This is a genomic window from Phyllobacterium phragmitis (assembly GCF_002980495.1).
In the GTDB taxonomy this organism is placed as follows: domain Bacteria; phylum Pseudomonadota; class Alphaproteobacteria; order Rhizobiales; family Rhizobiaceae; genus Paramesorhizobium; species Paramesorhizobium phragmitis.
The window spans coordinates 212,657-230,773 of the sequence record NZ_PVBR01000001.1; the positions used below are offsets into that span (position 1 = coordinate 212,657).

Below are 18,117 nucleotides of genomic sequence, written 5' to 3' on the forward strand. Positions count from 1 at the left end.
GTACTGAGCGTCTATGAAGGCCGATCTCCCCCCTTGAGGGGGAGATGGCCGGCAGGCCAGAGGGGGGTATTGTCCCGCCAGTGTTTCCATCGAAAATGAACCGCTCTAAAATCGCAGTCCTGACAGCCGCAGCCCTCATCACCACTATCGGCGCAGCAGCAGCCGGTCTGCTTGCGCTCGACAGGCTCTACCCGCCGCCGCTCGACGCGGCGCGTTCCGTCTCGGCGGAAGTGGTGGGCCGCAATGGTCATCTGCTCCGGGCTTTCGCCGCGGCGGAAGGGCGCTGGCGGTTGAAGACTGGCGTGGACGACGTCGATCCGCGCTTCATCAAGATGCTCGTCGCCTATGAGGATCGCCGTTTCTGGTCGCATCCCGGTGTCGATCCCCTGGCGTTGCTGCGCGCCGCCGGGCAACTGGTCACGAACGGGCGCATCGTTTCCGGCGGCTCCACGCTTTCCATGCAGCTTGCACGGCTGATCGAGCCTCGGGCTGAGCGCAGCATCGGCGCGAAGCTGTTGCAGATGGCGCGCGCCATCCAGATCGAGCGGCGCTTGAGCAAGCGCGAGATCCTCGAACATTATCTGACGCTCGCCCCCTATGGCGGCAATCTGGAGGGCGTGCGTGCGGCGAGCCTCGCATGGTTCGGCAAAGCGCCGCGCCGGCTGACGCTGGCCGAGGCGGCGCTTCTGGTCGCCCTGCCGCAATTGCCGGAAAAGCGTCGTCCCGACCGTAATCTGGCCGGCGCGCGCGCCGCACGTGACCGGGTGCTTGAGCGCATGGCCTCGACCGGGACGATCGATGCCGGCGAAATCGAGCGCGCCGCAGCGGAGGCTGTACCTTCGACCCGCCGGGCCTTGCCGGCGCTCGCCGCGCATCTGGCGAATGATGCCGTGCGCAAGGATCGGGCGTCACGCCTGCACAAGGTAACGCTCGACCGCAATGTCCAGCAGGGATTGGAGAACGTCGCCAGGGCGGCAGCGGCCAATCTCGGCCCAAAACTCTCCGTCGCCATGATTCTTGCCGATGCCGGCACGGGCGAGATACTGGGGGAGGTCGGTTCCGCCGATTATTTCGATGGCAGCCGGTCTGGCTGGATCGACATGACGAGGATTGCCCGCTCGCCCGGTTCTGCGCTGAAGCCGTTCATCTATGGCCTCGCCTTCGAGGATGGTCTGGTCATGCAGGAGACCGTCATCGAAGATCGCCCCGCCAGCTTCTCCGGCTACAGGCCGCGCAATTTCGACATGAGCTATCAGGGCGATGTCAGCGTCCGCGAGGCCCTGCAACTGTCGCTCAACGTTCCCGCGGTCCGGCTTCTCGATGCCGTCGGGCCGACGCGGCTGATGGTGCGGTTCCGGCGGGCAGGGGTGAACGCGCAATTGCCGCCCGGTGAAGCGCCCGGATTGGCCATTGGCCTTGGCGGTGTCGGCATGACGCTGAAGGATCTGGTGCAGCTCTATGCCGGGCTGGCGAATGGGGGGAAGGTGGTAATGTTGCGTGAGCATTTCACAGCGACAGAGAAACGTTCGCGGGGTAGCACCCCCCTCTGTCCTGCCGGACATCTCCCCCTCAAGGGGGGAGATTACGTCTTCATCAACGCTCGGCACCAATCACAGACGTCACAGAATGAGGGCGGCGAGTTATGTCAGCCAATCTCCCCCCTTGAGGGGGAGATGCCCGGCAGGGCAGAGGGGGGTGCGCCTAGCGCTTCCATCAAAAGTGGAACCGCTCAAAATGACGCCCCCCAAACCCTCCTCACCCCCGCCGCCGCATGGCAGGTGTCCGACATTCTCTCCGGCGTCCTCCCACCAAAGGGCAGCTTCCAGCGCGGCATCGCCTATAAGACCGGCACGAGCTATGGCTACCGCGACGCATGGTCGGTCGGCTTCGATGGCCGTTATGTGCTGGGTGTCTGGGTCGGACGGGCCGACAATGCCGCCGTGCCCGGCCTGACCGGCTATGGCTCCGCCGCACCGATCCTGTTCGAAGGTTTCGCCAAGTCGGGGCTGGCGATCACGCCTCTGCCGCGCGCACCCGCCGGAGCGGTCCGCATTGCACGCTCCGAACTGCCGCCGAGCCTGCGCCGTTTCTCGCAAAATCGGCTGGTCACGACAGGTCTGCGCGAGCCGGCACCGCAGATCGTCTATCCGCCGGAAGGTGCGCGGGTGGAACTGATGGCCGGTGCAACGGGCGAGACATCACCGCTGGTGCTGAAATTGCAGGGCGGCCGCGCCCCATTCCGCTGGCTTGCCAATGGCACGCCCCTGCCTGAAGCCTCGCGCCGGCGCACCACCTCCTGGCAACCCGATGGTGCCGGTTATTCCACCCTGACCGTCATAGACGCCGCCGGCCGCGCGGCGAGCGTGCGGGTGTTTGTGAATTAGGGGAGTAGGGCAATAGGGGAGTAGGGCAGTAGGGCAGTAGGGGAGTATGTTTATTGCCTTGTCACTGCTCGTTCCAGCAACATATTCCCTTATTCCCTTATTCCCTTATTCCCTTATTCCCTTATTCCCTTACTCCCTTACTCCCTTATTCCCCTCAATAGGGGCTCTCCACCTTCCCCGTCTCGACATAGACCGACTTGATCTGGCTGTAGTGAGAGAGCGCCGCGAGCCCGTTTTCGCGCCCGACGCCGGACTGCTTGAAGCCGCCGAAGGGCACTTCCGCCGGCGCCAGATTATAGGTGTTGATCCAGCAGCTTCCGGCCTTGATCTGCGATATCACCCGATGGGCGCGGGCGAGGTCCCTGGTGAAGACGCCGGCCGACAGGCCGAACTCCGTATCATTGGCGCGCCTGATCACCTCATCCTCTTCCGCAAAATCGAGGACGGCCATGACGGGTCCGAAGATCTCCTCGCGCGCGATGGTCATGTCGTCGGTGACATCGGTGAAGATCGTCGGCTCGACATAGGCGCCGCCTTCGAAGCCTTGCAGTTTCGGCTGCCCGCCGCCGCAGCTAAGCCGCGCGCCTTCGGCCTTGCCCTTGTCGATATAGGACATCACCTTGTCGCGCTGCGCATTGTTGATGAGCGGACCGAGATGGGTAGCCGGGTCGAGCGGGTCGCCGAGCCGGATGGCGCGCGTGCGCTCGATCAGCCGGTCGAGGAACCGCTGGCGAATGCCGGATTGCAGGAAGACGCGCGTGCCGTTGGAGCAGACCTGTCCCGTGGAATAGAAATTGCCGAGCATCGCGCCGCCGACCGCATCCTCCACATCCGCATCGTCGAAGACGATCAGGGGCGACTTGCCGCCGAGCTCCATTGTCGCGTGCTTCATATGCGAACCGGCCTGCGCCAGGACCTTCTTGCCCGTCGGCACGGAGCCGGTAAGCGAAACCTTGGCGACGAGCGGATGATCGACCAAGGCGGCGCCGACATCGCCAAAGCCCTGCACCACATTGAAAAGCCCGTCGGGAAGGCCGGCTTCCTTGTAGATCTCGGCAAGCGCCAGGGTAGAAAGCGGCGTATTCTCCGAGGGCTTGAAGATCATCGCATTGCCCATGGCGAGCGCCGGCGCCGATTTCCAGCCCGCACCCTGGATCGGATAATTCCAGGCGCCGATGCCGACGCAGACGCCGAGCGCTTCGCGGCGCGTATAGGCGTAGGCGCCGCCGAGCTCGATCATCTCGCCGTTGAAGCCGGAGATGACGCCGCCATAATATTCCAGCGCATCGGCCGCCGAGGCGGGATCGGCGACAAGCGTCTCCTGTATCGCCTTGCCGGTATCGAGCGTTTCGAGCCGCGCCACCTCCGCGTTGCGCGCGCGCAACAGATCGGCGGCGCGGCGCAATATCCGCCCGCGCTCGACCGGCTTGAGCGCGGCCCATGCGCCCTGTGCCGCTGCCGCAGCCTGCGCTGCCTGTTTGATGATGGCGGGTGTGGCGCCATGCAGCCTGGCGATCACCTCGCCGGTTGCGGGATAGAGGACATCGAGCGGCCGGCCCGACGTGTCCTCCACGAATTCGCCGTTGATGAAGTGCGATGCCTTGGGTTGCGCGCGCATGATGTGCTCCTTGTTATCGAGGGGAGTAAGGGAATAGGGGAATAGGGCAGTATGTTTATTGGTTTGCTCACAATTCATCCCAACAAAACATACTCCCTTATTCCCCTACTGCCCTATTCCCTTACTGTTCTACCGATCCGAAACCTGCCAATGCGGGTTGATCCATGGCTGCTGGTTCGACCGCGGCAGGGGATCGATACCGAGAATATGATCCGCCGCCTTTTCGCCCGTCATGATCGACGGCCCGTTGAGGTTGCCGTTGGTGATACGCGGAAAAATCGACGAATCCGCGACGCGTAAGCCTTCGACCCCGATCACCCGGCATTCGGGATCGACGACGGCGAAACGATCGTCCTTCGATCCCATTTTGCAGGTGCCGCAGGGATGAAAAGCGCTTTCCGCATGCTGGCGAATGAAATTGTCGATCTCCTCGTCCGTCTGTACATCGGCGCCCGGCTGAATCTCGCGTCCGCGATAGGGATCGAAGGCTGCCTGCCCGAAGATTTCGCGGGTGAGGCGCACGGCGTGGCGAAAATCCGCCCAATCGTCGGGATGCGACATGTAGTTGAAGACGATCTTCGGCTTTTCCAGAGGATTTGCCGAACGCAACGTCACGCTGCCGCGTGATTTCGACCGCATCGGCCCGACATGCGCCTGGAACCCATGGCATTCCGCCGCTGCCTTGCCGTCGTAACGGATGGCGGCCGGCAGGAAATGATACTGGATATCGGGGTATTCGACCCCTGGTTTCGACCGCACGAAGGCAGCGGATTCGAAATGGTTCGTCGCACCGTCGCCGGTCTTGAAGAACAGCCATTGCGCGCCGATCCGCGCCTTGGAAAACAGATTGAGCTTGGAATAGAGCGTGATCGGCTGCACGCACTCCTGCTGGATATAGACCTCCAGATGGTCCTGCAAATTCTGGCCGACGCCTGGCCGGTCGGCGATCACCTCGATGCCATGTTCCCTCAGATGCGCGGAGGGACCGATGCCGGAATGCATCAGGAGTTTCGGCGAGTTGATCGAGGACGCGGCGATGACGACCTCGCGCCGCGCTTTGACGATCTGGATTTTCTTCCCCATCTGGATCTCGACGCCGGTCGCCCGTTGATTCTCGATGACAATCCTGCGCGCCAACCCCTTGACGAGATTCATGTTCGGGCGCTTCAGCGCCGGTTTCAGATAGGCGTTGGCGGCAGACCAGCGGCGTCCCTGGTAGATCGTCTGCTCCATGGCGCCGAAGCCTTCCTGCTTCGAGCCATTATAGTCTTCGGTGACCTGGAATCCCGCTTGGCTGCCGGCTTCCACGAAGGCATGGAACAGCGGATTTCTGCGGTTGCCGCGCTGGACGTGGAGCGGACCGTCGGTTCCGCGCCAGCCTTCTTCGCCGCCCCCCTCTTTCTCGTGAAAATGCGAATTCTCCATGCGCTTGAAATAGGGCAGCACATCGGCATAGGCCCAGCCATGTGCGCCGCTCTCGGCCCAATGGTCGAAGTCGCGGGCATGGCCGCGCACATAGACCATGCCGTTGATCGATGACGAGCCGCCGATCACCTTGCCGCGCGGCGTGACGAGGCTGCGGTGGCCCAGATGCGGTTCGGGCTCAGAGGCGAAGCCCCAATCATAGGTGCTCATGTTCATCGGGAAGGAGAGGGCGGCCGGCATCTGGATCAGCGGGCCGATATCCGTGCCGCCGAATTCGATGACGATGACCGTATATCGGCCGTTCTCAGAAAGGCGATAGGCAAGCGCCGAGCCTGCCGATCCCGAGCCGATGATGACGAAATCCGCTTCCATAGCCGCCTCATTCGCCTCGCGGAAAGCGGGCGTTCTCTTCCAGGACATTGAGATCCATGTGGTTGCGCATGTAGCGCTCCGATGCCTTTTGCAGGGGCTGATAATCCCAGGGGTAATAGGCTCCGTTGCGCAGCGCCTCATAGACCACCCAGCGGCGCGCCTGGCTTTCGCGCACCGCCGCGTCGAAGCCGGTCATATTCCAGCGCGCTTTTATCCTGGCGGTGAATTCCGCCACCAGGGCTGCATGCGCCGGATCGGCGGCGAGATTGGTCAGTTCCTGAGGATCGGATTCAAGATCAAAGAGTTGCGGCGGATCGATCTCGCAATGCACGAACTTGTAGCGGCCCTCGCGCAACGCGACGAGCGGCGCATCGGAGCCCTCGGCCGCATATTCCATCGGCACGGCATCCGAGCGATTGGCGCCATCAAGCAGTGGCAGCAGGCTTTCTCCATCTGTCCACGGCGCGACTTCCGACAGGTCGATGCCGGCCAGTGCTGCGAGCGTCGGGGTGACATCGAGCGTGGAAGCGGGGTCCCGGATCAACTGCGGCACGACACCAGGGCCGGCGATCATCAGCGGAACGCGGGCGGAGCCCTCGAAGAAGCTCATCTTGAACCACAGGCCGCGTTCGCCCAGCATGTCGCCATGATCGGAAGCGAAGACGATGATCGTATCATCGAGCATCCGCGTTGAGCGCAGCACATCGAGGATTTCGCCGAGCTTGTCGTCGATATAGCTGATATTGGCGAAATATCCCTGCCGCGCGCGGCGGACATTCTCCGGCGTGATATCGAAATTCGCCTGGTCGCAGGCGTGCATCAACCGCTTGGAATGCTGGTCTTGTTTTTCGAATGGGATCGCATCGACCTTGGGGTCGAGAGCGGGCGAACCTTCATAGAGATCCCAATATTTCCGCCGCGCCACATAAGGGTCGTGCGGATGGGTGAAGGAAACCGTCAGGCACCATGGCCGTTTTGCCGCGTCCTCCGACTGGCGGGAAAGCTGATAGAGCTTCTGCGTGGCGTGGAAGGCGACCTCGTCGTCATATTCGATCTGGTTGCTGATCTCGGCGATACCGGCGCCGGTGACCGAACCGAGATTGTGATACCACCAGTCGATCCGCTCGCCCGGCTTGCGGTAATCCGGCGTCCAGCCGAAATCGGCCGGGTAGATATCGGTCGTCAGCCGCTCCTCGAAACCGTGAAGCTGGTCCGGTCCGACGAAATGCATCTTGCCGGAAAGCGCCGTGTAATAGCCGGCCCGGCGCAAATGATGCGCATAGGTCGGAATGTCTGAAGCGAACTCGGCCGCATTGTCATAGACGCGGGTGCGCGACGGCAACTGGCCTGACATGAAGGAGGCGCGGGCAGGGGCGCAGAGCGGCGAGGCCGTATAGGTGTTGGCGAAACGGGCTGAGCGTTCGGCCAGCGCCTTCAGGTTCGGCGCGTGCAGGAAAGACGCCGGTCCATCGGGCATCAACGTGCCGTTCAGCTGATCGACCATGACGATCAGGATATTGGGGCAAGGTTGGCTGCGATTTGTCATGTGGAGGCTCCCGAAGCGGCAAGTTTGACGGTGATGTAGTCTTCGACGAGCGCGGAGGCCGAGGTGGCTTCCGGGGCGTCCGCTCCGAGCGCATGGCGGATATAAAGCCCGTCGATAAGCGCGCCCGCGCCCTCGGCGATCAGCCCTGCCTGTACCTTGTCGGTGATCCGCGCCAGCGCCTCAGTGAGATTGGAATGAAGTCTGCGGGCATAGACGCGCAGGAGCCGCCGCGTTTCCGCCGATTGCTGCGCATGCACATAAAAGGTAAGCCATGCCGCAACAGTCTGCGGCGCGAACTGCGAGGCGGAAAAATTGACGGCGATGATGGCTGAAATCCTCTGACGCGGCGATGAGGCCTGGCGCAGCGCGGCGCTGAGATCGCGCCCCAGTTCGTGCAGCAAATGCCGCATCGTGGCGAGCATGAGTTGCTCCTTGCCGCCGAAATAATGATGCGCCAGCGCCGGCGAGACGCCTGCTTCATGAGCGATCTGCGCAACGGTCACGTCGAGCGATCCACGCTGACCGATGGTGCGGATCGCCGCATCGATCAACTCGCGTCTGCGCATCGGTTCCATTCCGATTTTCGGCATCGCCCTGTCGCTTTCCTGGTTAGATTTTCTCTAATGTAGGTTTGATTGACTGATCAATCAATAAAAATCGGAGATGACGACAGTTTACGATCCCACCCCCCTCTGGCTTGCCAGCCATCTCCCCCTCAAGGGGGAGATTAGCCTTCATGGACGCTTGGTACTAATCGCAGGCCTTGCAGAACGGGCGGCGAAGACCGTGTCAGCCAATCTCCCCCCTTGAGGGGGAGATGCCCGGCAGGGCAGAGGGGGGCTCTCCAGCATAGCCCTTGGAATGCCATCCACCACACTCTATAGAAAAACGATCAAACAACCGTCAGGAAGCACATCATGAACAATCCGGTTCTCGTTGAGGTTTTTCGGGGCGAAACGGTGGAAAGCCGCCATCGCGGGGCAATTGCGGTCGTCGATGGCGATGGACGCACGGTATTTTCCCTCGGCGATATCGAACGAGCGGTTTTTCCGCGCTCGGCGATCAAATCGATACAGGCCCTGCCTCTGGTCGAGACCGGAGCCGCGGACGCCCTTGGTTTCGGTAACGTCGAGCTTGCCATGGCCTGCGCCTCGCATTCCGGCGAGCCGGAACATGTCGCGCGCGCAGCTATGATGCTGGAACGTGCCGGACTGGACGTCTCGGCCCTCGAATGCGGTTCGCACTGGCCGTTCGACCAGCCGGTCTTGATCCAATTGGCGAAAAGCGGCAGCGAGCCGACGCCGCTTCACAACAATTGCTCGGGCAAGCACGCCGGCTTCCTGTCCACCTGCGTGCATTGCGGGCTGGAGACGAAAGGCTATGTCGCGCTCGGGTCGCAGATACAGGAGATGGTGCGCGAGGCCATGGAACAGGTCACCGGAGCGCCGCATTCCGTAGACCGCTGCGGAACCGATGGCTGCTCGATCCCGACCTATGCGATCCCGCTCAAAAGCCTTGCCAGCGGTTTTGCGAAAATGGCAACCGGCAACGGACTGATGCCTGAGCGAGCCAGGGCGGCCAGGCGTCTCATCGACGCCTGCATGGCCGAGCCCTTTTATGTCGCGGGGACCAACCGTGCCTGCACGGTGCTGATGAACATGGCGCCGGGCCGCGTTTTCCTGAAGACGGGTGCGGAGGGGGTCTTTTGCGGCGCCGTGCCCGAACTCGGGCTGGGCTTTGCGCTGAAATGCGACGATGGCGCGACACGCGCCTCCGAAACCATGGTTGCCTGCCTCCTGTCGCGGCTGTTCGCCTTCGAGCCTGAACTTTGCGCCAAATTCGACCGCTATTCGGGCCGCGAGATGAAAAACTGGAACGGCATTCCCTATGGGCTCGTGGCGCCGGTGGAGGCGTTGACGAAGGCCGAAATCGGCTAGATTCCCCTTGTTAGTCCGGGGTCCATGCCCTAAATTCGATAGATGAGCCGAGCTTTCACGAAGGAGCAGGATGACGCTCCCATTGATGTGGCCGAGCGTCCCATCAGTCCACACCGCAATCTGGTCACGCCGGAAGGGCTGAGGCAGATTGAAAGCGAGATTGCGGCACTTCAGGAAGAGCTGCGCAAGGCCAGTGACGAAAAGACCGACGATGAAGACGACAGCGGAGCCATTGCCCGCATCGCCCGCGACCTGCGCTATTGGACGACGCGCCGCGAAACGGCGGAAATCTCCGTGCCCGATCCAAAGAGCGATGTGGTGCGCTTCGGCATGACCGTCACCATCGAGAATGACGAGGAGGGCAAGGTCCAGACCTGGAAAATCGTCGGCGAGGATGAGGCGGACGCCGCACACGGCAAGATTTCGCATGTCTCACCGGTCGCGGTCGCCTTGTTCGGCAGAAGTGTCGGTGATGTCATCAGCGTCAACGACAAGGAATGGGAAATCACCGCGATCGGGTGATGAACTGTTGTCGCTATAACATTTCATTTTTAGATGGAAACGTTGGTGAGGCAGTACCCCCTCTGCCCGGCAGGGCATCTCGCCCTCAAGGGGGAGATTGGCTGACGTGACCCTTGGTGTTGATTCTGCAACATTTGCGATTGGGGGCGAGCGCTATGAAGGCTTAATCTCCCCCCTTGAGGGGGAGATGCCCGGCAGGGCAGAGGGGGGTACGCCTCGCGATTCCATTGAAACAGGACCGCTCTCCAGATCTAGAGCGTCCTTTGTGCGCGTCCATTAGGACGCGCGTAGGACGCGCGGCGCTCTATGGAGCAACCCTGACAGTATGGTCGCGGAAAAAGGCGGCGGCTCCGGTTTCATCGATTTGGCTGGCCGCGACCATGAGAACAAGTTGGATGATATCTTCTGGTTCGGCTTCAAGGCTGTATCCGTTGAAATAGAGAAAAAGATCAGCTGCCGCAAACCCCGTCCGTTTGTTGCCATCGACGAAAGGATGGTTTTTCACGATGCCGAAGAGATAGGCTGCTGCCAGCATACAAAGATCGGATTCCCCATAAGCCTGCTTATGGACAGGGCGGGCGAGTGCGGATTGAAGCATGGCTTCACTACGGATGCCGGGCGCCCCGCCATGAAGCCGTAGTTGTTCAATATGAAGCGCTTCGACGAACTCCTGCGAATGGAACTCGGTCATTTGGCGAGAACGCGATAGGCGGCCTCATATTTTTTCATACGCTCGCGGGCGATCCGCATTTTCTTTTCAAACTCTTCCGGATCTTCGGACGTGCGGCGCAGTTTCAACCCATCTCCTTCCTCGACAAGAAGCAGGGTATCGCCGGCCTTCAGATTGTGCCTGTCCAGCACGTCCTTCGGGATGATGAAACCTTCCGAATTTCCGATCTTGCGCAGGGTGACGTTCATAGCTCGATCTCCAATCGTTATAACACATGATATAACAATTGCGATTGTCTGTCTACAACCAGCCCTTCGCACGGAAAAAGAAAAGCGGCAGGATGGCGGAGACGACCATCAGGCCGAGCGCCATCGGATAGCCCCAGGATTCCCCCAATTCCGGCATGAAACGGAAATTCATGCCGTAGATCGATGCGATCAGCGTGGGCGGCATGAAGCCGACGGCCGCGACCGAGAAAATCTTGATGATGGCGTTCTGCTCGACCGATATCAGCCCGACGACGGTATCGAGCAGGAAAGTGATCTTGTTCGACAGGAAATCGACATAGTTTTCCAGCGACTGCGCGTCCCGCTCCAGCGATTTGATCGAGGCGCTTTTCTCCTTGCGGATGCCACTTGCCTGCATATTCGCCGTGACATAGACGAGCAGCCGGCTGATGCCCGCCAGGCTTTCGCGCACCTTGGAAAGAAATGCGCCCTGACGGCCGATCTGCGTCAGAAGCAGGCGGAAGTCCTTGTTGGTCATCGGGCGTTGATTGCCCCTGAGGTGGAAGATCGTCTGCGACGCCGTTTCGATTTTTTCCGCCACCGCTTCCAGTATATCGGCCAGCCGGTCGGTCGCCGCTTCGATGATCCCGAGCAGCACGGAGACGCCGCTGCACTTCGCATCGATCAGGCCGTTGCCGGGTTTCATGGCGCGTTCGGCATAAAGCGCGATCGCCTTCGGTTCGATATAGCGCACCGTGACAAGCAACTTGCCGGCCAGCACAAAGGAGACCGGCGCCGTCATCCGATGATCCTTGTCCACGGCGTAGAGAATGGGCGCGGTCAGATATTGCACGCCGTTTTCCATGTAGAAGCGGCTCGATTCCTCGATCTCGGCCATATCCGCGTCGGTGGGTATCGTTGCTCCGACCCATTTTTCGACTGCGTTGTCTTCTTCTGCCGTAGGATTGAGAAGGTCGATCCACAGCGTATTGTCGGGAAGCGGATTTCCCAATTTCGCCTGGACAAGTGTCAGATGGTCGTTATCGAGACAGTAGATACGGATCATGGAGTTCTCTGGCGAATGTCAATGACAATAGAACCCTATATCGATGAGGCTTTACGATAGAATAACGATGACACCGCAAGGCGATCACATATGAGTTGATGCGACGACGCCCCTCTTCCTTCTCCCACAAGGGGAGAAGGAAGAGGGGCGCGCTGCCATTGCCCTGCCTTCCAAGAGATCATTCAGAGACGCTCCAGCAGAATATCGATCAGACCTTCGGCAGCCTCGCCTATGACTGTGCCAGGCGGATAGATCGCCGTCGCTCCGGCGTTGAGCACGGCATCATAATCCTGCGGAGGGATGACGCCGCCGATCACGATGAGAATGTTGTCGCCGCCGCGCTTGAGCAACGCCTCCTTCAACTCTGGCACCAGCGTCAGATGACCGGCCGCAAGCGAGGAGATGCCGAGGATATGGACCTGGCTTTCGACGGCGAGGTCGGCTACTTCTTCGGGCGTCTGGAACATCGCTCCGACGATTGTCTCGAAGCCGAGATCGCCGAATGCTGTGGCGATCACCTTCTGCCCGCGGTCATGGCCATCCTGTCCCATCTTGGCGACGAGGACGCGCGGTTTTCCCTCCGCGCGTTTTTCGAAAGCCGCGACTTTCGCCAGAACACGCTCCACCACCTCGTTCTTGCCGATTTCCTTGCGGTAAACACCGGAAATGGTGCGGATCTCGGCGACATGGCGGCCGAATGCCTTTTCCAGCGCCAGTGAGATTTCGCCGACGGTAGCCTTGGCGCGCGCCGCCCTGATAGCGTGTTCAAGGAGGTTGCCATTGCCTGATCTGGCGACCCCGGTCAGTTGCGAAAGAGCGGTTTCGACGTTGGCGACATCGCGCGTGCCTTTCAATTCCTGCAGCTTGGAAAGCTGTCGGGCGCGAACCTCCGCATTGTCCACCTTCAGGACATCGACCTCGATCTCCTGTCCAGCGCGATAGGCGTTGACGCCGATGACGGGCTGTTCGCCGCTGTCGATGCGCGCCTGCGTGCGCGCGGCCGCCTCCTCGATGCGCATTTTGGCAACACCCTGCTCGATGGCGCTCGCCATGCCGCCGAGATTTTCCACCTCTTCGATATGGGTGAGCGCGCGAGCGGCCAGGTCATGCGTCAGCCGCTCGACATAGGCCGAGCCGCCCCATGGGTCGATGATGCGCGTTGTGCCGGCTTCCTTTTGCAGGATGAGCTGCGTATTGCGGGCGATCCGCGCCGAATGGTCGGTCGGCAGCGCCAGCGCTTCGTCGAAGGCATTGGTGTGCAGTGACTGCGTGCCGCCCTGTGTCGCAGCCATCGCCTCGATCATGGTGCGCATGATGTTGTTGTGGGGATCCTGCGCCGTCAGCGACCAGCCGGATGTCTGGCAGTGGGTGCGCAGCGATAGCGAGCGCTCATCCCGGGGCTGGAAGTTCTTCTTCATCAGCACCGCCCAGATGAGGCGGGCTGCCCGCAGCTTGGCGACTTCCATGAAGAAGTTCATGCCGACGGCCCAGAAGAAGGAAAGGCGCGGTGCGAAGCTGTCGATGTCGAGCCCGGCCGCCACGCCCGCCCGCGCATATTCGATGCCGTCGGCGATCGTGTAGGCGAGTTCGAGATCGGCGGTCGCCCCGGCTTCCTGCATGTGATAGCCGGAGATCGAGATCGAGTTGAATTTCGGCATGTTGGCCGACGTATAGGAGAAGATGTCGGAGACGATCCGCATCGAAGGCTGCGGCGGATAGATATAGGTGTTGCGGACCATGAACTCCTTGAGGATGTCGTTCTGGATGGTCCCGGCGAGATCCTTTTGTGCGACGCCCTGTTCTTCCGCCGCCACGATATAGAGCGCCAGGACAGGCAGGACCGCGCCATTCATGGTCATGGAAACCGTCATCTGGTCGAGCGGGATACCGTCGAAGAGCTGCCGCATGTCGAGGATGGAATCGATGGCGACGCCCGCCATGCCGACGTCGCCGGCGACGCGCGGATGATCGCTGTCATAGCCGCGATGGGTGGCGAGATCGAAGGCGATCGACAGGCCTTTCTGCCCGGCTTCCAGATTGCGGCGATAAAAGGCGTTCGATTCCTCAGCGGTCGAAAACCCCGCATATTGCCGGATCGTCCATGGCCGCTGGATATACATTGTGGGGTAGGGGCCGCGAATGAAGGGCGGCGTTCCCGGATAGCTGTCGAGCCAGGGCAGGGATCTCAGATCCGCCTCGCCATAGGCGCGCTTGACCTTGATGCCCTCGGGCGTCGCCCATCGTCCGGCAGCCGGCTTCGGCATCCTGGCTTTCGGCTCTTTCCAGCCGATCTCGGTGAAATCCGGGATCATTGCGGGGTCTCCGTTTCAGCTGGAAGAAATGTTGGCGGGACAGAGGGGGGTGTCTAGCGGCTTCATCAACCCAAAATCCCATCCAGCGTTTCGTCGATGCGCTGGAAGACCAGCGGTTCGCAATGCACCGCGCCTTCGTTTGGCAGCGGCTTGCGTTCGGCATCGAGCACCAGCACCGGGCGATCCTGCTTCGGCGGATAGACCGTCGTGCCGACGATCGATCTTTGGCCGCTGCGATAGGATGCCGCCCGCCTTTCGCGGGTTTCCGCGATCAGCGCCTGAAAGCTGCCATGCACCAGGCTCTTCAGAATGCCGCCTTCGCGCTCCAGCGCCTGGAATGCATTCCAGGCCGCTTCGCACAGGGCCTCCGTCAGCGCCTCGATCCCGCCGGAACCTGCGCCTGGATCGGCGACGAAGCCGAGATGGGATTCGTTCGCAAGGATGAGCTGCGTGTTGCGTGCGAGCCGCCGCGCTTGAGCGTCGGGCAGGCCATGCGTAATGGTATGCGGCAGGACCGATATGCTATCCGCTCCGCCGGCCGCCGCCGCGAAGACGGCAATCGTCGTGCGCAGGATATTGGTCTCAGGGTCGCGCGCGGCAATCATCCGCATCGAGGTTTCGACATGGATCGTGGCGGGAGAGGCTGGGATGCCGCAGGCTTCCTGCAGCCGGGCCCAGAGCCGCCGCAGCGCGCGCAATTTGGCGATGGTGACGAACTGATCCTGATCGGCGCAAACCGAAAAGCCGATATGAGGGGCTGCATGGACGATCGGCTGGCGTGCATCCTCGAACATTCTGAGATGTCCGATGGCGACGGACAGCATGGCGCCCAGCTCCTGCGCCTCCGTGGCGCCCGCATTGTGATAGGGGCGTCCGTCGGCTTCCAGCACGATGCCGGGAAGACCCGAGGCGAAAAAGCCCGATAGAGACTGCGGCAGCGAGGCTTTCAATGCCGCAATGCTCATGCGCAGCCATCCAGCCGAAGCGAGCGTCGCGGTCGGATCTATACCCAGCGAAAAGGTCGTGCGCGCCGGATCGATGCGTTTGGAGCGCATATAGTCGACGAACCAGTCGGCGCAGGACCGGCCATTGGGATGCGCATCGATCCGCAGGTGCAGACCGTCGAGCTTCACGCCTTCGAAAAGCTGGCTGATCGTATCCGGCCTGGCCGGAAGGCCATAGCCGAATGCGTTCTGCGCCCCCTCGAAGACGAGAGCCACGCCGTCGGCGCCGTTTTCGACATCCTCGATAAGCTGGCGATTGGCGCGGGACGGATCTGGATCGTCTGCCCGCTGAAGGATTCGCCAAGGGCGGTCCGGTTGCGAGCGCGGCAGGAGCTTGGCGTTTTTGGTGCGGTCGTAGAGCGCTTCGATGACGACCCCGTCATCGATATCCGAAACCAGCGCTCCCTCGAAACTGACGCCTTTCAGTGTTTTTTCGGCAAGCTGCACCCAGCGATCATAATCGACCGGAGGAAACCCCGCCTCCCTCAGTATGCTCGCGTCCATGCCTTCTCCCGTTCATGATGCTTGCACCGTGAGTGTAGGGATTGGCAATGGGATTCGCAATAAAACAAAAGCGGAGGGGATGCTCGTAGCATGAGGGAGCGGCGGCTCCCCCTCTCTTGCGATTTCTAACACTTAGCCTCCACTTCGCTACGCTCCGTTTCGGCTAAGATGTTGAAATCACTTTCTCTCCCGCAAGGGGAGAGAGAACGCTGCGCTATCGTCGCGCAAATCGCAGAAGGTCGAGATTGGCAAAAGCACTCATGCCAGCCCCTATCTCCCCCTTGGCGGGGGAGAAAGCAAATTCTTGGGCTTAGCTCTTTGCTAAGTCCTTAGAATTTGCAAGAGAGGGGGGGCTAGCGCCACCCCTCACACGAACTGGCTCAACCCCGGAATAGCATCGACCACGGCATCCACCGGACCCGAGCCTGCTTTCTCGCGCGCATAGGCGATGGTTTCCTTCGAAACCCCTGAAATCTCGCTCATGCCGAGACCCGCACCCATGAGCTGGGTGCCGAGCCCCATGACGCCGCCCATCATGCCGGACATGAAGCCGCCGCCCTGGCTGTCGGCGGCGGCAATGGCATCCTGTGCGCCGGGAATGGCTGCGACGAGGGCCGCGACCTTGTCGGCAGGACCTTCCTTTTGCAGAAAGGCGAGAATCATGCCGACCGCCTTGGTGGCCGTGGCGGGATCGATACCGACATTGGAAGTGATGCGCGCGACGAGTTCGTCCATGAGGTCCTCTCCAGAAATTTACGTTTACGTAATATGCATTCGAGGCACGGGAATGCAAGCCTGTCTTGGAAAGGGAGTAGGGGAATAGGGGAGTATGTTTTAGGTGCTTTTTTAACAAAAGCGTTTTGCCGCAAATAAGGACCGAGGCTTACTCCCCTATTCCCCTATTCCCCTATTCCCCTATTCCCCTATTCCCACTATACCCGAGGCAGGGCCGCAATTTGGAGAAGACGAGACATGCTCGCCGAAGACGCAGTTTTTCTTGGCGCAAGCCGAAAGGCCGACGACAGCTATCAGCAACCGGAATATCTTCAGCTGCAATACGGTAATCGCCATGGCCTCGTGACCGGTGCGACCGGTACGGGCAAGACCGTCAGCCTCCAAATTCTGGCGCAAGGTTTTTCCGACGCCGGCGTTCCGGTTTTCTGCGCCGATATCAAGGGCGATCTCTCAGGGATAGCCGCCAAGGGTGAGCCCAAGGACTTCCTTCTCAAGCGGGCCGAGCAGGTCAACCTCGATCCTTATGCGTTCGAGGCGGCGCCGACCATCTTCTGGGATATTTTCGGTGAGCAGGGGCATCCGATCAGGGCGACCATTACGGAAATGGGCCCGCTGCTTCTTTCGCGCCTGATGGACCTGACCAATGCGCAGGAAGGCGTGCTCAACATCGCCTTCCGCATCGCAGACGAGGAAGGCCTGCTTCTTCTCGACATGAAGGACCTGCAGGCGCTTCTGACCAATATCGCCGAGCGCTCCGCCGAGCTTTCGATCAAATACGGCAATGTCAATAAGACCTCCGTCGGCGCGATCCAGCGTTCGCTTCTCGTGCTGGAACAGCAGGGCGGCACGAAATTCTTCGGTGAACCGGCGCTCAGGATCGCCGATATCATGCGCACCACCACCGATGGACGCGGCATCGTCAATATTCTGGCCGCCGACAAGCTGATGATGAATCCGCGGCTTTACTCGACATTCCTCCTCTGGCTGATGTCGGAGCTGTTCGAGGAACTGCCCGAGGTGGGTGATCCGGACAAGCCGCGCCTGGTGTTCTTTTTCGATGAAGCGCATCTGCTCTTCAACGAAGCGCCGAAAGCGCTGCTCGATCGCGTCGAGCAGGTGGTGCGCCTGATCCGCTCAAAAGGCGTCGGCGTCTATTTCGTCACGCAGAACCCGCTTGACGTGCCGGAGACAGTTCTGGCCCAGCTCGGCAACCGCGTGCAGCACGCTCTGCGCGCCTACACCCCGCGCGAGACCAATGCGGTTAAGACGGCGGCCGATACATTCCGTCCCAATCCCGATTTCAACACCTTCAAGGCGATCACCAATCTCGGCACCGGCGAGGCGCTGGTCTCGACCTTGCAGGACAAGGGAGTGCCCTCCATCGTCCAGCGCACCCTCATGCGGCCGCCGGCCTCGCGCATCGGCCCGCTGACGCCGGACGAGCGGGCGAAGATCATCGCCGCGAGCCCGGTTGCCGGATTATACGACCAGATGGTCGATCCGGAGTCTGCGTATGAGATACTTCAGCGCAAGACGCAGGAGATTGCCGCCGCACAGGACAAGATCAAGGCCGATAGCCAGAGTGGCGGCGGTGGCGGCTGGGGTGGCGTTCTGGAAAGCGCTCTCGGCGGAGGCTCCAGGTCCGGGCGTCAGACGGTGGCGGAAGCCGCGATGAAGTCCGTCGTGCGATCCGTCGCCTCTTCGCTCGGCAGAGCCCTGGTGCGCGGCGTTCTGGGCAGCCTGAAGCGTTAGCGTTTCACCCCCTCTGCCCTGCCGGGCAGAGGCAGGGCAATTG

14 protein-coding genes are annotated in these 18,117 nt (G+C 61.2%); 4 read left to right on the forward strand and 10 right to left on the reverse strand.

All coding sequences use genetic code 11. The annotated features are described in order from the left end of the window. Positions 1–95: 95 nt before the first annotated feature. Positions 96–2,384, forward strand: a complete 2,289-nt coding sequence (gene pbpC, locus C5748_RS28755; RefSeq protein WP_245428710.1) for a penicillin-binding protein 1C — start codon at positions 96–98, stop codon at positions 2,382–2,384. A 154-nt stretch (positions 2,385–2,538) separates the two neighbouring features. Here pbpC and betB read toward each other — a convergent pair whose 3' ends face one another. The 4 genes from betB to betI form a co-directional block, all read right to left on the reverse strand. Further along, complete coding sequence (gene betB, locus C5748_RS01005) at positions 2,539–4,002, reverse strand: betaine-aldehyde dehydrogenase (RefSeq protein WP_105740063.1); 1,464 nt, start codon at positions 4,000–4,002, stop codon at positions 2,539–2,541. Between the two features lie 129 nt (positions 4,003–4,131). Next, on the reverse strand, positions 4,132–5,799 hold the full coding sequence (betA, locus tag C5748_RS01010) for a choline dehydrogenase (protein ID WP_105740064.1): 1,668 nt from the start codon (positions 5,797–5,799) through the stop codon (positions 4,132–4,134). 7 nt (positions 5,800–5,806) lie between these two features. Beyond that, positions 5,807–7,345, reverse strand: a complete 1,539-nt coding sequence (gene betC, locus C5748_RS01015) for a choline-sulfatase (RefSeq protein ID WP_105740065.1) — start codon at positions 7,343–7,345, stop codon at positions 5,807–5,809. Continuing rightward, positions 7,342–7,935 carry a transcriptional regulator BetI gene (gene betI, locus C5748_RS01020; RefSeq protein WP_105740066.1) on the reverse strand — a complete coding sequence of 198 codons (594 nt, stop codon included), beginning with the start codon at positions 7,933–7,935 and terminating at the stop codon, positions 7,342–7,344. Before betI ends, betC begins: the two co-directional genes overlap by 4 nt. Before the next feature lie 324 nt (positions 7,936–8,259). On the opposite strand from betI, the gene C5748_RS01030 reads away from it, so the two are divergent. Continuing rightward, on the forward strand, positions 8,260–9,282 hold the full coding sequence (locus C5748_RS01030; protein WP_105740067.1) for an asparaginase: 1,023 nt from the start codon (positions 8,260–8,262) through the stop codon (positions 9,280–9,282). A 42-nt stretch (positions 9,283–9,324) separates the two neighbouring features. Next, positions 9,325–9,804, forward strand: a complete 480-nt coding sequence (gene greA, locus C5748_RS01035; RefSeq protein WP_105740068.1) for a transcription elongation factor GreA — start codon at positions 9,325–9,327, stop codon at positions 9,802–9,804. Between the two features lie 304 nt (positions 9,805–10,108). Here the strand turns inward: greA and C5748_RS01040 are convergent, their stop codons facing one another. From C5748_RS01040 to C5748_RS01065, 6 genes are all read right to left on the reverse strand, one after another. Beyond that, positions 10,109–10,495 carry a type II toxin-antitoxin system death-on-curing family toxin gene (locus C5748_RS01040; protein ID WP_105740069.1) on the reverse strand — a complete coding sequence of 129 codons (387 nt, stop codon included), beginning with the start codon at positions 10,493–10,495 and terminating at the stop codon, positions 10,109–10,111. Beyond that, positions 10,492–10,722 (reverse strand): AbrB/MazE/SpoVT family DNA-binding domain-containing protein, encoded by a 231-nt coding sequence (locus tag C5748_RS01045; RefSeq protein ID WP_105740070.1) that lies wholly within the window; start codon positions 10,720–10,722, stop codon positions 10,492–10,494. The genes C5748_RS01040 and C5748_RS01045 overlap by 4 nt, the downstream gene beginning before the upstream one ends. 52 nt (positions 10,723–10,774) lie before the next feature. After that, complete coding sequence (locus C5748_RS01050) at positions 10,775–11,767, reverse strand: magnesium transporter CorA family protein (RefSeq protein WP_105740071.1); 993 nt, start codon at positions 11,765–11,767, stop codon at positions 10,775–10,777. Positions 11,768–11,949: 182 nt separating this feature from the next. After that, on the reverse strand, positions 11,950–14,079 hold the full coding sequence (gene scpA / locus C5748_RS01055) for a methylmalonyl-CoA mutase (protein ID WP_105740072.1): 2,130 nt from the start codon (positions 14,077–14,079) through the stop codon (positions 11,950–11,952). A 65-nt stretch (positions 14,080–14,144) separates the two neighbouring features. Beyond that, on the reverse strand, positions 14,145–15,587 hold the full coding sequence (locus tag C5748_RS01060) for a methylmalonyl-CoA mutase family protein (protein WP_105740073.1): 1,443 nt from the start codon (positions 15,585–15,587) through the stop codon (positions 14,145–14,147). A gap of 366 nt (positions 15,588–15,953) precedes the next feature. After that, entirely contained in the window at positions 15,954–16,322 is a 369-nt protein-coding gene (locus C5748_RS01065; protein ID WP_105740074.1) for a hypothetical protein, read from the reverse strand. A gap of 237 nt (positions 16,323–16,559) precedes the next feature. On the opposite strand from C5748_RS01065, the gene C5748_RS01070 reads away from it, so the two are divergent. Next, positions 16,560–18,074 carry a helicase HerA-like C-terminal domain-containing protein gene (locus C5748_RS01070; RefSeq protein WP_105740075.1) on the forward strand — a complete coding sequence of 505 codons (1,515 nt, stop codon included), beginning with the start codon at positions 16,560–16,562 and terminating at the stop codon, positions 18,072–18,074. Positions 18,075–18,117: the final 43 nt, after the last annotated feature.

Bases quoted from the DNA above. Each gene is read 5' to 3' on its own strand.
- pbpC (WP_245428710.1), top strand. From the start codon at position 96: ATGAACCGCTCTAAAATCGCAGTCCTGACAGCCGCAGCCCTCATCACC.
- betB (WP_105740063.1), bottom strand. From the start codon at position 4,002: ATGCGCGCGCAACCCAAGGCATCGCACTTCATCAACGGCGAATTCGTG.
- betA (WP_105740064.1), bottom strand. From the start codon at position 5,799: ATGGAAGCGGATTTCGTCATCATCGGCTCGGGATCGGCAGGCTCGGCG.
- betC (WP_105740065.1), bottom strand. From the start codon at position 7,345: ATGACAAATCGCAGCCAACCTTGCCCCAATATCCTGATCGTCATGGTC.
- betI (WP_105740066.1), bottom strand. From the start codon at position 7,935: ATGCCGAAAATCGGAATGGAACCGATGCGCAGACGCGAGTTGATCGAT.
- greA (WP_105740068.1), top strand. From the start codon at position 9,325: ATGAGCCGAGCTTTCACGAAGGAGCAGGATGACGCTCCCATTGATGTG.
- C5748_RS01040 (WP_105740069.1), bottom strand. From the start codon at position 10,495: ATGACCGAGTTCCATTCGCAGGAGTTCGTCGAAGCGCTTCATATTGAA.
- C5748_RS01045 (WP_105740070.1), bottom strand. From the start codon at position 10,722: ATGAACGTCACCCTGCGCAAGATCGGAAATTCGGAAGGTTTCATCATC.
- C5748_RS01050 (WP_105740071.1), bottom strand. From the start codon at position 11,767: ATGATCCGTATCTACTGTCTCGATAACGACCATCTGACACTTGTCCAG.
- scpA (WP_105740072.1), bottom strand. From the start codon at position 14,079: ATGATCCCGGATTTCACCGAGATCGGCTGGAAAGAGCCGAAAGCCAGG.
- C5748_RS01060 (WP_105740073.1), bottom strand. From the start codon at position 15,587: ATGGACGCGAGCATACTGAGGGAGGCGGGGTTTCCTCCGGTCGATTAT.
- C5748_RS01065 (WP_105740074.1), bottom strand. From the start codon at position 16,322: ATGGACGAACTCGTCGCGCGCATCACTTCCAATGTCGGTATCGATCCC.
- C5748_RS01070 (WP_105740075.1), top strand. From the start codon at position 16,560: ATGCTCGCCGAAGACGCAGTTTTTCTTGGCGCAAGCCGAAAGGCCGAC.